This is a genomic window from Tumebacillus avium (assembly GCF_002162355.1).
Taxonomy (GTDB): Bacteria; Bacillota; Bacilli; order Tumebacillales; family Tumebacillaceae; genus Tumebacillus_A; species Tumebacillus_A avium.
Genome location: NZ_CP021434.1, coordinates 4,610,799 through 4,623,094, shown reverse-complemented (window position 1 = coordinate 4,623,094; position 12,296 = coordinate 4,610,799). Strand labels below are relative to the sequence as shown.

12 protein-coding genes and 2 riboswitches are annotated in these 12,296 nt (G+C 55.6%); of the genes, 10 read left to right on the top strand and 2 right to left on the bottom strand.

The features are described 5' to 3' along the window. Positions 1-10: 10 nt before the first annotated feature. Positions 11-1,693, bottom strand: a complete 1,683-nt coding sequence (locus CBW65_RS21405) for a DEAD/DEAH box helicase (protein ID WP_087458589.1) — start codon at positions 1,691-1,693, stop codon at positions 11-13. A 127-nt stretch (positions 1,694-1,820) separates the two neighbouring features. Beyond that, a riboswitch (glycine riboswitch) is annotated at positions 1,821-1,955 on the top strand. A gap of 3 nt (positions 1,956-1,958) precedes the next feature. Beyond that, positions 1,959-2,021: riboswitch (glycine riboswitch) on the top strand. 67 nt (positions 2,022-2,088) lie between these two features. Between CBW65_RS21405 and gcvT the strand changes: the two genes are divergently transcribed. From gcvT to gcvPB, 3 genes are read left to right on the top strand one after another with little or no spacing between them, the layout of a single operon-like run. Further along, positions 2,089-3,186 carry a glycine cleavage system aminomethyltransferase GcvT gene (gene gcvT, locus CBW65_RS21400; RefSeq protein ID WP_087458588.1) on the top strand — a complete coding sequence of 366 codons (1,098 nt, stop codon included), beginning with the start codon at positions 2,089-2,091 and terminating at the stop codon, positions 3,184-3,186. 18 nt (positions 3,187-3,204) lie between these two features. Next, positions 3,205-4,557: an aminomethyl-transferring glycine dehydrogenase subunit GcvPA gene (gene gcvPA, locus CBW65_RS21395; RefSeq protein ID WP_087458587.1), complete on the top strand. Its 1,353-nt coding sequence runs from the start codon at positions 3,205-3,207 to the stop codon at positions 4,555-4,557. Then, complete coding sequence (gene gcvPB / locus CBW65_RS21390; RefSeq protein WP_087458586.1) at positions 4,557-6,026, top strand: aminomethyl-transferring glycine dehydrogenase subunit GcvPB; 1,470 nt, start codon at positions 4,557-4,559, stop codon at positions 6,024-6,026. The genes gcvPA and gcvPB overlap by 1 nt, the downstream gene beginning before the upstream one ends. A gap of 32 nt (positions 6,027-6,058) precedes the next feature. Here gcvPB and CBW65_RS21385 read toward each other — a convergent pair whose 3' ends face one another. After that, positions 6,059-6,664, bottom strand: coding sequence for a histidine phosphatase family protein (locus CBW65_RS21385; RefSeq protein WP_087458585.1), 606 nt, complete (start codon positions 6,662-6,664; stop codon positions 6,059-6,061). Between the two features lie 115 nt (positions 6,665-6,779). Here CBW65_RS21385 and aroQ point away from each other — a divergent pair, with 115 nt between their 5' ends. From aroQ to CBW65_RS21350, 7 genes are all read left to right on the top strand, one after another. Beyond that, a complete protein-coding gene (aroQ, locus tag CBW65_RS21380; RefSeq protein WP_087458584.1) occupies positions 6,780-7,235 on the top strand; it encodes a type II 3-dehydroquinate dehydratase in 456 nt (151 codons plus the stop codon). 33 nt (positions 7,236-7,268) lie between these two features. After that, positions 7,269-8,336, top strand: coding sequence for a M24 family metallopeptidase (locus tag CBW65_RS21375; protein ID WP_087458583.1), 1,068 nt, complete (start codon positions 7,269-7,271; stop codon positions 8,334-8,336). A gap of 53 nt (positions 8,337-8,389) precedes the next feature. After that, a complete protein-coding gene (efp, locus tag CBW65_RS21370) occupies positions 8,390-8,947 on the top strand; it encodes an elongation factor P (protein WP_087458582.1) in 558 nt (185 codons plus the stop codon). Positions 8,948-9,070: 123 nt separating this feature from the next. Further along, complete coding sequence (locus CBW65_RS21365; RefSeq protein WP_087458581.1) at positions 9,071-9,346, top strand: YqhV family protein; 276 nt, start codon at positions 9,071-9,073, stop codon at positions 9,344-9,346. Between the two features lie 88 nt (positions 9,347-9,434). Further along, positions 9,435-9,890 (top strand): CD1247 N-terminal domain-containing protein, encoded by a 456-nt coding sequence (locus CBW65_RS21360; protein WP_087458580.1) that lies wholly within the window; start codon positions 9,435-9,437, stop codon positions 9,888-9,890. A gap of 402 nt (positions 9,891-10,292) precedes the next feature. Continuing rightward, positions 10,293-11,519, top strand: a complete 1,227-nt coding sequence (locus CBW65_RS21355; protein WP_087458579.1) for an MFS transporter — start codon at positions 10,293-10,295, stop codon at positions 11,517-11,519. A gap of 57 nt (positions 11,520-11,576) precedes the next feature. Then, positions 11,577-12,293: a polysaccharide deacetylase family protein gene (locus CBW65_RS21350; protein ID WP_157722113.1), complete on the top strand. Its 717-nt coding sequence runs from the start codon at positions 11,577-11,579 to the stop codon at positions 12,291-12,293. Positions 12,294-12,296: the final 3 nt, after the last annotated feature.

The window sequence follows — 12,296 nt, the reverse complement described above, 5'->3', positions numbered from 1 at the left end:
GTCAAACCTGTCAAACTTTGATCGATGCTTCTTTCAGTTTTTGCCCCAGCTCATCATACTTCGCCTTCAGTTCATCCTGCGAAGCGCCTTTGACGAGCAGATCCATCATATCCGCATCAAACTGTCTGCCCACCTTCAAGTTGCCAAGGATCAAATCAAGCTCACCGATCACCAGCTCAAACATATTGATCTTTTCATTCAGCAATCCGACAATATGTTCCTCGATCGTTCCCCGCGTCGACAAATTGTAAACATTGACGTCTTTTGTCTGACCCAAGCGGTGAACGCGGCCGATCCTTTGTTCCACGCGCATCGGGTTCCAGGGCAAGTCGAAATTGATCACATGGTTACAGAACTGCAAGTTGATCCCTTCGCCGCCGGCTTCCGTTGCCACCAGCACCTGAAAGCGATTTTTAAACAGTTCGGTCATCCAGTCTTTCTTGCTTTTCTTAAAACCGCCCCGAAACATGACCGCCTTGATGCCATTTTGCTGGAGCATATACAAAATAAAATCCTGTGTCGCCCGATACTCGGTAAAAATAATCACCTTGTCATCGATCTGCTTCAACAATTCAATACACTTATTCACTTTCGTATAAGCTGGAATGTTTTCAGCCAGCGAGTACAGATGATTGACGCGGTCGCGAATTTCATGCGGCGTTTTCTCGCTTTCTTTCATGCCTTTCAACGACACCAGAGCCGCATAAGGGGAAGAGCAGATCTGCCGTTGCAGGTTGATCAACTGCAGCACATTGCCTTTTCCTTCCTCGCGAATCGCCGTATATTGATCCTTGATAAACTCACTGACGCTGTCATATAACTCCCGCTCATCATCGGACAGCTCCAGCATGATCGATTCGACGATGCGCTTCGTAAATTGCACGCCGCCTTCGGAGCGTTTATTGCGAATCATCACTTCGGACAGCGCTTCTTTTAACTCACCGCGATTTTTCGGCAACCGTTTATTCTCCATAAACGTGCTGGAGTACTCCGTCGATGAGCCTAATTGACCCGGTTTCAATAAGGTGATCAAGTTATACAATTCCTTCATATCATTCTGCACCGGAGTTGCCGTCAGCAGCAGCAAGTACTTCTTGCGCAGCGTGTTGATCAGCTCCCAGTTCTTCGACTTGCGGTTCTTCAGCTTGTGTGCCTCGTCGACGATCACCAAGTCCCAGTCCTGGGCCAGCACGATCTCCCGGTGCACATCCCGCTTGGCCGTGTCGATCGAGGAGACCACGATGTCATAATCGGTCCAACTGTACGTATTTTTCTGCGCCCAAGCCTGAATCTTAAACTTCGAGCTCAACTCCCGCACCCATTGAATCACCAAAGAAGAAGGCACGAGAATCAACACCTTCTTCACCAGACCCCTGATCAAATACTCCTTCAAAATCAACCCGGCCTCGATCGTCTTGCCAAGCCCAACCTCATCGGCCAAGATCGCTCTCCCATGCAGCTCATTAAGCACCTTCTTCGCCGTCTCAATCTGATGGGGGAACGGCGTGATCTCCGGCAACTGCTGCATGCAGATCAACTGGTCAAAATTGGGCACCACACGCGTCTTTTCCGCTTCCAGAGCCAGCCGGAACAGCTCCCACGAATCCCACTCGTTGTTCTTCTCGCGCTCAAACAGCAGGTCGGCCACACCTTCTTGCCAGTCCAAATCGGGCACGAAGCGAGTCTTTTCCAACTGATTCCACCTCCGTCGACAACTTGTATGGATAGTATGACCACAAAAGGGGAAAATTTTTCGAGGGACGGTTCCAAATGGGTGAGATTGTGATATGATGGATGCGTAACCAATCAATAATTGCGAATGATCGTCGGTGGGAGAGAGCACAATGTTCGTTTTTTGACCGAAAAACGAGCCTCCTGTGACGCCGAAGGAGCAAGCAGCGTCCCGCCCAAGGATGTATGCGAATCTCTCAGGCAAAAAGTACCGCCGCGGGACGCAACTCTGGAGAGAGCCGACCATTCGGCCACCCAAGGTGTAAAACTCTCAGGTAAAGTGTACAGAGGAGACCGGGCCTAACAGGCATACGTGTCTCCTTTTTTGATCTCATACATGCCCAAGGAGGTATTTAGATGGACCATTTGAAGAAAACACCTTTGTTCGAAGTGTACCCGAACTATAACGGCAAGATCATCGATTTCGGCGGCTGGGCGCTGCCGGTGCAGTACTCCGGCATCCTCGAAGAACATGAAGCGGTGCGCACCCGCGCCGGCCTGTTCGACGTCTCTCACATGGGCGAACTTGAAGTGAGCGGCAGCGACGCATTGGCGAACATCCAAAAGTGGATCACCAACGACGCTTCCAAGCTGGCCGACGGCCAAGCGCTGTACTCCCCGATGTGCTACGAAAACGGCGGCGTGGTCGACGACCTGCTCGTCTACAAAAAAGGCGACAACAACTACCTGATCGTCGTGAACGCGTCAAACATCGAAAAAGACTTCGCGTGGGTGCAAGAGCACGCATTTGGCGACGTGTCGATCCGCAACGCTTCCGAAGAAACCGCACAGCTCGCTCTGCAAGGCCCGCTGGCGGAGCAAGTGCTGCAAAAGATGACTGAGACCGACCTTTCGCAGATCAAATACTACTGGTTCCTCGAAAACGTCGACGTAGCAGGCGTCAAATGCCTCGTCTCCCGCACCGGCTACACCGGCGAAGACGGCTTTGAACTGTACTGCGCGGCATCCGATGTCGCCAAGCTGTGGGATTCGATCCTCGCGACCGGCAAAGCAGACGGTGTGCTGCCGATCGGTCTCGGCGCCCGCGATACGCTGCGCTTTGAAGCGCGCCTGCCGCTCTACGGCCAGGAGATCACCCAAGACATCTCGCCGCTCGAATCGGGCCTCGGCTTCTTCGTCAAACTGGACAAACCTGACTTCATCGGCCGCGACGCGCTGGCGAAGCAAAAAGAAGAAGGCGTGAAACGCAAGCTCGTCGGCTTCGAAATGATCGAGCGCGGCATCCCGCGCACCCACTATGAAGTGCAGGTGGACGGCAAGAAGATCGGTGAAGTCACCACCGGCACGATGGGCCCGACCGTCAAGAAAAACATCGGTCTCGCGCTGATCGACGTCGAGTACGCAACGATCGGCCAGGAGCTCGACGTGATCATCCGCAACAAGGCTGTCAAAGGTGTCATCATCAAAACGCCGTTTTACAAGCGTCAGAAGTAATAAGGGAGGCCAACCTGAGTGAACAAATTCAGCTATATTCCGAACACGGAAGCGGACCGCAAAAAAATGCTCGACTTCCTGGGCGTCGAAAAAGTGGAAGACCTCTTCCAAGACATCCCGGAGCGCGCACGCCTTGGCCGCGACCTGAACATTCCGAAAGAACTGTCCGAAGTGGAACTGTATCGTTACTTTAACGAACTCGCTTCGAAAAACGCCAACCTCGAGGACAACATCAACTTCCTCGGCGCAGGCGCTTACCAGCACCACATCCCGGCTGTCGTCGAAGCGATCATCGGCCGTTCCGAGTTCTTCACCGCCTACACCCCGTACCAGCCGGAGATCTCCCAAGGCACCTTGCAGGCGATCTTCGAATACCAGACCATCGTCTGCGAACTGACCGGCATGGACGTCTCGAACGCGTCGATGTATGACGGCCCGACCGCGTTTGGCGAAGCGGCGTTTATCGCTTGCTCCGCGACCCGCCGCAGCAAAGTCATCGTTGCGCGCTCCGTCAACCCGGAGTACCGTGAAGTGCTGAAGACCTACGCATACGGCCAAAACATCGAAGTGGTGGAAGTGGGCCTCGCAAACGGCTTGCTCGACCTGAATGAACTCGAAGCCAAGCTCGACGACACCGTAGCCGGCGTCTTCGTGCAATACCCGAACTTCTTCGGCGGCATCGAAGAACTGCAAAAGATCAGCGATCTGGCGCACAGCAAAAAAGCTCTGTTCGTCGTCTCCGTCAACCCGATCGCCATGGGCGTGCTGGAAGCGCCGGGCAAGTTTGACGCTGACATCGTCGTCGGCGAAGGCCAGTCGATGGGCAACCGCATCTCCTACGGCGGTCCGTACCTCGGCATGCTGGCTGTTAAAAAAGATCAAGTGCGCCGCATCCCGGGCCGCGTCGTTGGCCAAACGACCGACTTGGACGGCCGCCGCGCCTTCGTTTTGACCCTGCAAGCGCGCGAGCAGCACATCCGCCGCGAAAAAGCGTCCTCCAACATCTGCTCCAACCAGGCGCTGAACGCATTGGCTGCAACCGTCTACGCTTCCTACATGGGCAAACAGGGCTTCCAGGAAGTCGCGCGTCTCAACCTGCAAAAAGCGCACTATGCGTTTAAGCGCCTGACCGCGATCCCGAAAGTAAAAGCTCTGTTTGATAACGCGCCGTTCTTCAACGAGTTTGCGATCCAGGTCGAAGGCGACGTGGCTGAAGTCAACAAGAAGCTGCTCGAAAGCAAGATCATCGGCGGCTATGACATCGGCACAACCTATCCGGAATACAAAGGCGCGATGCTGATCGCCGTGACCGAACTGCGCACGAAACAAGATATTGACCTGTTGGCTGAAAGACTGGAGGCGATCCTGTAATGCGTCAAGAGAAAGATAAAGCATTGATTTTTGAATTGAGCGAACCGGGCCGCATCTCGTACAGCCTGCCGGAGCTCGACGTGCCGGAAGAGCCGATCGAGAACCTGATCCCGCAAGCATACATCCGCAGCACCCCGGCGGCGCTGCCGGAAATGGCCGAGCTCGACCTCGTGCGCCACTTCACCGAACTGTCCAAGCGCAACCACGGTGTGGACGACGGCTTCTATCCGCTCGGCTCCTGCACGATGAAATACAACCCGAAGCGCAACGAGAAGGCTGCTGCCATCCCGGGCTTTGCGCAGATCCACCCGCTGCAGCCGCAAGAGCAGGTGCAAGGCGCGCTCGAACTGATGTTCAAGCTGCAGACCGAGCTGGCTGAAATCACCGGCATGGACGAAGTGTCCTTGCAGCCGGCAGCAGGCGCGCACGGCGAATGGACCGGCCTGATGATGATCCGCGCCTACCATGAAGCGCGCGGTGAAAAGCGCACCACCGTCATCGTTCCGGACTCCGCGCACGGCACCAACCCGGCGTCGGCGACCGTTGCCGGCTACCGCACCGTCACCGTCAAGTCGAACGAGCAGGGCGGCGTTGACCTCGACGCGCTCCGCGCAGTCGTCAACGAAGACACGGCAGCTCTGATGCTGACCAACCCGTCCACCCTCGGCCTGTTCGAAGACCAGATCATCGAGATCTCCGAGATCGTCCATGCTGCTGGCGGCATGCTCTACTACGACGGCGCAAACGCGAACGCGATTCTCGGCTATGCGCGTCCGGGCGACATGGGCTTTGACGTGGTGCACTTGAACTTGCACAAGACGTTCACCACCCCGCACGGCGGCGGCGGTCCGGGTTCCGGTCCGGTCGGCGTGAAGAAAGAGCTGATCCCGTTCCTGCCGAAACCGCGCGTGGAACAGGCAGGGGACGGCTCCTACGTGCTGAACTGGGATCGTCCGCAGTCGATCGGCAAAGTCAAAGGCTTCTGGGGCAACTTCGGCATCAACGTGCGCGCGTACTCCTACATCCGCACGATGGGTCCGGACGGCCTGAAGCGCGTCACCGAAGATGCTGTGCTCAACGCCAACTACATGATGCGCCGCCTGCAGCCGCACTTCGAGCTGCCGTATGACCGCATCTGCAAGCATGAGTTCGTCCTGTCCGGCCGCCGTCTGAAAAAAGAATTCGGCGTCAAGACGCTCGACGTGGCGAAGCGCCTGCTCGACTTCGGGGTACATCCGCCGACGATCTACTTCCCGCTGAACGTGGAAGAAGCGATCATGATCGAGCCGACCGAGACGGAGAACCTGCAAACGCTGGACGGCTTCTGCGACCTGATGATCAAGATCGCCAAAGAAGCGGAAGAGAATGCCGACCTGATCAAAAACGCTCCGTACAACACCAAAGTCAACCGCCTCGACGAAACGACCGCAGCCCGCAACCCGGTGCTCCGTTTCAGCTACGAAGGCTAAACGAAAAAGGAGTGCCCGAGGGCACTCCTTTTTTATGATTCAAGATGCGCGGTGCAGCCGACATCGATGATCTTCCATGTGCCGTCCGCTTCGCGGATCACGCGGGTGACGCTGGTGTTGCCGAGCTTGTTGACGCCGGAGCCGTATTGGCCGCCGGAGATGGCATGGAGGAAGGCGTTGATCGTGCCGCCGTGGGAGACGAGGACGACGTGCTCGCCGGGATGCTGGTCGGCGATGTGACTGACGGCGTTAAAGGCGCGGGCGCTCAACTCCTCGAACGACTCGACGCCGGCCACTTCATACGTCTGCCCGGGTGTCCAGAAGTCCGGATAGCGGTCGAGGATCTGCTCGCGGGTGAACCCTTCGACTTCGCCGTAGTGGCGCTCGCGCAGGTCTTCGTGCACATGATGCGGGACACCGGACACCGCGGCGATTCTTTCACCCGTCTTGTGGGCGCGCTGCAAGCGGCTGGAGTAGAGGACATGGAACGTTTCACCGGAAAGGCGCGCGGCGACCCGCTCCGCCTGGTCCAGACCCGCTTCCGACAGGGGGATGTCCTTGGAGCCTTGCAGCCGCATCTCGCGGTTCCAAATCGTCTCTCCGTGGCGCACCAACGTAAACTGTACAGGCTGGTTCATGATCGATCACACCTTCCAATGCAATTTTCTCCATTATATCATTTGAGGCGGTCAACTGTTCAATGAAGGAAATTCATGATAAAATGAGTCTTGGACTTTTTGGGAGGTTATCCCTTTGGCGAAAATACTAGTTTTGCACGGACCTAACCTCAATCTTCTCGGCACTCGGGAACCCGATGTGTACGGGCGGACGACCTTGCCGCAGATCAACCGGGATCTCAGCCTCTTGGCGGACCGGTTCGGCGTGGAGCTGGAGAGCTATCAATCCAACCACGAAGGCGAGCTGATCGACCGTCTGCAAGCGGCTGTCGGCAACACGGACGGGATCATCTTCAACCCGGCCGCCTACACCCATACCAGCATCGCCATCCGCGACTGTCTGTCGGCGATCCAGATCCCGACGATCGAAGTGCATCTGTCCAACATCCATGCCCGCGAGGAGTTCCGTCATCGCTCGATGATCGCTCCTGTCGCCATGGGACAGATCAGCGGCTTAGGCGCGCTTGGCTACACACTTGCTTTCCATGCGCTGCTCGAAGACTTTGCCAAAAGAGGGCTGTTATCGGAGTAGACAACGAAGTGAAACGAAAAGGGGGAGATTTCTGTGGAACAACGTCTGACACGTTTGCGTGAACGGATGACTGCAGAGGGTTTGGAAGCGCTGCTCATTCTCAAGAAGGAGAACCGTTTTTATATCTCCGGCTTCACCGGCTCGACCGGCTACCTGCTCGTCACGCACGATGAGGCGATCCTGATCACCGACTTCCGCTATACGGAACAAGCGACCGAGCAATGCCCGCACTGCCGCGTGGTGGAAGCGAAAGATCTGATCGGCTCGCTGCAAAGCGAACTTTCCGGCAAGAAGCTGACCCAACTGGCGTTCGAAAAGGACTATGTCAACTACGGTCTCTTCGAAACCCTGCAAGGCAAGCTGGATGGCGTGACTCTGGTGCCGAAAGAAGGCATCACCGAAGAGATTCGCCTCTACAAAGACGAGAGCGAATTGGTGATCATGCGCAAGGCTGCCAAGATCGCAGACGATGCGTTCTCGCACATCCTCGGCTTCCTGCGTCCGGGCATCTCGGAGATCGAAGTGGCGCTGGAACTGGAGTTCTTCATGCGCAAACAAGGCGCGAAATCCTCTTCCTTTGACATCATCGTCGCATCGGGCACACGCTCGTCGCTGCCGCATGGCGTGGCCAGCGAGAAGATTCTCGAAGCGGGCGATTTTGTAAAAATGGATTTTGGTGCATACTACCAAGGGTACTGCTCCGACCTGACCCGCACGGTCGTCTTGGGCCACGCGAACGACAAGCAGCGTGAGATCTACGACATCGTGCTGAAGTCCCAGCTCCATACCCTGGAGAACATCAAAGTCGGCATGACCGGCAAAGAAGCGGACGCACTGGCTCGCGATATCATCGCAGAGCACGGCTACGGCGACAACTTCGGCCACTCGCTCGGCCATGGTCTGGGCACGGTGGTGCATGAAATGCCGTCTCTGTCCGTCCGCGGCGAAACGGTGCTGCAACCGGGCATGACCGTGACGATCGAGCCGGGCATCTACATCCCGAACTTCGGCGGCGTACGCATTGAGGATGACATCGTGATGCAGGAAAACGGCATCGAGATCCTCACTTCGTCGACCAAAGAGTTCCTGATCATCGGCTGACCACTCAGGCAGTAAACAAAGAAACATTTGTAACCATACAGGAGGCAATTTTCATGATTTCTTCGAACGATTTTCGTCCAGGCGTAACGATTGAGTATGATGGCGGTCTTTGGCGCGTCGTCGAATTTATGCACGTCAAACCGGGCAAAGGCGCTGCTTTCGTCCGCACCAAGCTGAAGAACATCCGCACCGGCGCTGTCCGTGAGATGACCTTCCGCGCAGGTGAAAAGGTTCCGCGCGCACGCGTTGAGACCCGCAAGATGCAATACCTGTACAACGACGGCGAGTTCTTCCAGTTCATGGACAACGAGTCCTTCGAGCAACTGGGTGTTCCGGCGACCATGCTGGAAGACGAAGTGAAGTACCTGCTCGAGAACATGGAATGCCAAGTGATGATCTACGAAGACCAGGCGATCGGCGTAGAACTGCCGAACACCGTTGTCCTGACCGTAGCAGAAACCGAACCGGGCATCAAAGGCGACACCGCACAAGGCGGCTCCAAAAACGCTACGATGGAAACCGGTGCCGTGGTACAAGTTCCGCTGTTCATCGAAGTCGGCGAAAAGCTGATCGTCGATACCCGCAACGGCGAATACGTATCCCGCGCGTAACACCACACATAGCAAAGCGATGGCGTGTCCTCTTTGAGGGACGCGCCTTTTGTTTTGGTGATACCTTGTCCCTTTCCTGCATATCTTCGAGTAGTGGAGGCTTGCAAGTGAGGAGGCAAGGAGATGTTTTCCTATTTACGCGATCACATTTTGATGGGGATGGCCGGGCTGCGACTGTTCTCCGGGATGATCGAAGTGACGGCAGCCGTCGCCATGTTTTATTTTGGCAGCGTGCAAAAAGCGGTGCAGATCAACGCGGGACTGGCCTTGGTTGGGCCAACCGTATTGATCCTGGTGACTTCGCTTGGGCTGATCGGACTCGCCGACAAGCTGGAATTTTGGCGGATGTTCGTGGTGATGGGCGGAGTTGGATTGATTCTTTGGGGCGTTCGCGGTTAATTTGTGGCAATGTTGGTCAGAATAGCGTGTGGATGGAAATTCCTATAGCTTAGCGCCGCTTAACAGCCGCGAAGGAGGATCGAGTCACTTGAACCAAATCAAAGAACGTTTGGCGTATCTGAAAGGTCTGGCAGAAGGTTTGAACGTGGGGCAAAGCACTCCGGAAGGGCGTGTGCTTGCCGGCATGATGGAAGTCATGAATGAGATGGCTCGCTCTCTTGATCGCCTGACGATGATGCAGGATCAACTGGAGGAGTACATTGAAGCGGTCGACGATGACCTGGGCGATCTGGAAGAGGAATTCTACGGCGAAGATCTCGAAGATGATGACTTCGAGTACGACGAAGACCTCGAACTGGACGATGACACCGCGATCGAGTATTTGGAAATGAATTGCCCGAATTGCGGGGAGACCGTTTTTGTTGATGAAGACGTGTTCAAAGGCGATGAGATCATCGAAGTCTTGTGCCCGGAATGCCAGGAGACGGTGCTTGTCAATGACAACTCCGGCGAAGATGATTTGGCAGGAGAGCTGCTGGACTAATGGTTTCGAAAAAAAGGCCCCTGTCCGCTGTGGACAGGGGTTTTTGCTATACGTAGCGGGGCAAATTGGGAGCGGGAGAGTTTTTCTTTCTGAAGAAGCTGAGCAGCAGTATGATGCAAAGCAGAAAGATGATGAGGAACGCGACGATCCATTTGGTTAATGTAGAGACGTAGTCAGACATGTACCGTCCCTCCTTGGTCGTGTCTTCTCTAGTACTAATAGATGCAGGAGGGTCGGAGAGGGAAGCGGACAGGTGTGCAGGGCGCTAAAAAATAGGCGTGTCAGGCCCTTTTGACTTGAAGAAAGTCATAATTGTTGCATCTTTTCAGACAAGGTGGTTTTCGCGTACAATTATTACGGGTATCGAAAGAACTGATTTTGTCTGGAAAGGACGGGGTGTCTATGCAAACGGTTGCGAAAGCGAACGTTCAGACTTCACCAAACGGTACGATGTACCGGATTCTGTTTGCGATCAGCTTCGTCCATCTGCTCAATGATTCGATGCAGGCGGTCATTCCGGCGATCTATCCGATTTTGCGCGAGTCGATGGCGCTGACGTTTACGCAGGTCGGGTTGATCTCGTTTGCGTTTAACATGACCTCATCGGTGCTGCAGCCGGTCGTGGGTTTCTGGTCGGACAAAAAGCCCAAACCGTTTTTGCTGCCGTTTGGGATGGCGCTTAGCATGATCGGGATGCTTGGCCTGGCCTTTGCGCCGAGCTATCTGTGGATTTTGTTCACCGTGCTGTTTGTTGGCTTAGGATCGGCGGTGTTTCATCCGGAAGGGTCGAAAGTGGCTTATCTGGCGGCAGGCGCTCGCCGAGGTTTTGCGCAGTCTGTCTATCAGGTTGGCGGCAACACCGGCTCTTCGCTCGCTCCGCTGATGACCGCGCTGATCTTTGTGCCGCTGGGGCAGTTTGGGGCGATCTGGTTCACGTCGCTGGCCGCTGTGGCGATTCTGGTCTGTTTGTTTGTCTCCTCATGGTACACCCGCCAACTGGCGATGCAGCCGCTGGCCCGCAAGTCGAAAGGTGAGCGCAAATCGGGCGCTTTGAAGAAGCAGATTGCGTCAGCCATCGTACTGCTCATCTTCCTGGTCTTTGCAAGATCGTGGTATTCGTCAGGGCTTGGCAATTATTATCAGTTTTATCTGATCGACCATTATGGACTGTCGATTTCGAAAGCGCAAGTATTCATTTTCCTGTTTATGATCGCCGGTGTCATCGGCACGTTTATCGGCGGACCGCTGTCCGACCGCTTCGGGAAGCGCCGCATGATCTTCTTCTCGATGCTGGGCGCGGCGCCGTTTGCTTTGCTTTTGCCGCATGTCAGCCTGATCTTCGCGTATCCGCTGCTGTTTGTGATCGGCGTGATCTTGTCGACGAGCTGGTCGGTCACGGTGGTCTATGCGCAAGAGCTGATCCCCGGCAAGATCGGCACGGTGTCCGGCTTGATCGTCGGCCTCGCCTTTGGGCTGGGCGCGATCGGTTCGGTTGCGCTCGGGAAGCTGTCCGACCTGCAGGGACTGGACTTCACGATGCTGTTCTGCTCGGTGCTGCCGCTGCTTGGTCTGCTGACCTATCTGCTGCCGTCCGACCAGAAATTAAAGGAATGGGAAGCAAACGCGTAGAAGTAAAGACCCGGCCAATTCATGGCCGGGTCTTTGTGTTCAGAAGGAGGAGTATTCATGAAGAAAGTTTTGATATACGGCGGGATTGCGCTGGTTGTGATCTTTGCGCTGAATGTATTTCTGTTTCTGTTCTACAACCGCCCGCCGGATCGGGCGCTGTTCGTGGAGCCGGTGACGCATTTTGAGACGGAGGAAAAAGTGGTTGCACTGACGTTTGATGACGGGCCGACGAAGGAGTGGACGGAGCCGCTCTTGGACCTGCTCAAGGTGCATGATGTGAACGCGACGTTCTTTATGATCGGGGACAACATCGTCGAGAACGAAGACATCGCCAGACGCGCGGTGGCAGAAGGGCATCAGGCGGCGAACCACACAGTGCATCACGACCGGATGATTTACAAGACGCCGTGGTACATCAAAAGCGACCTGCGCAATATGGACGGGATACTGAAGAATATTGAGGAGTCGGACCGGACGTTTTTCCGCCCGCCGTACGGAGATAAGATGGTCGTGTTGCCGTGGATGCTGAAACAGCGGGATATGAAGCTGGTCACTTGGGACATCGACCCGCAGGAGCAGTATGCCAAAAGCTATGATCCTGATCTCATCGTCGAGCAGATCATGGCCGATGTGCATCCGGGCGGGATCATCATCCTGCATGATGGACGCCGAAGCGACCCGGCCGCCTTTTTGCACGTGGTGGAAGAGGTTGTGACGAAGCTGAAAGCGGACGGGTACCGATTTGTGACGGTAAAGGAAGGCTTGCAGCTCTGACGG

Excerpts from the sequence above, each read along its gene's own strand:
- gcvPB (WP_087458586.1), top strand. The coding sequence starts at position 4,557 with ATGCGTCAAGAGAAAGATAAAGCATTGATTTTTGAATTGAGCGAACCG.
- gcvT (WP_087458588.1), top strand. The coding sequence starts at position 2,089 with ATGGACCATTTGAAGAAAACACCTTTGTTCGAAGTGTACCCGAACTAT.
- CBW65_RS21350 (WP_157722113.1), top strand. The coding sequence starts at position 11,577 with ATGAAGAAAGTTTTGATATACGGCGGGATTGCGCTGGTTGTGATCTTT.
- CBW65_RS21385 (WP_087458585.1), bottom strand. The coding sequence starts at position 6,664 with ATGAACCAGCCTGTACAGTTTACGTTGGTGCGCCACGGAGAGACGATT.
- CBW65_RS21365 (WP_087458581.1), top strand. The coding sequence starts at position 9,071 with ATGTTTTCCTATTTACGCGATCACATTTTGATGGGGATGGCCGGGCTG.
- CBW65_RS21355 (WP_087458579.1), top strand. The coding sequence starts at position 10,293 with ATGCAAACGGTTGCGAAAGCGAACGTTCAGACTTCACCAAACGGTACG.
- efp (WP_087458582.1), top strand. The coding sequence starts at position 8,390 with ATGATTTCTTCGAACGATTTTCGTCCAGGCGTAACGATTGAGTATGAT.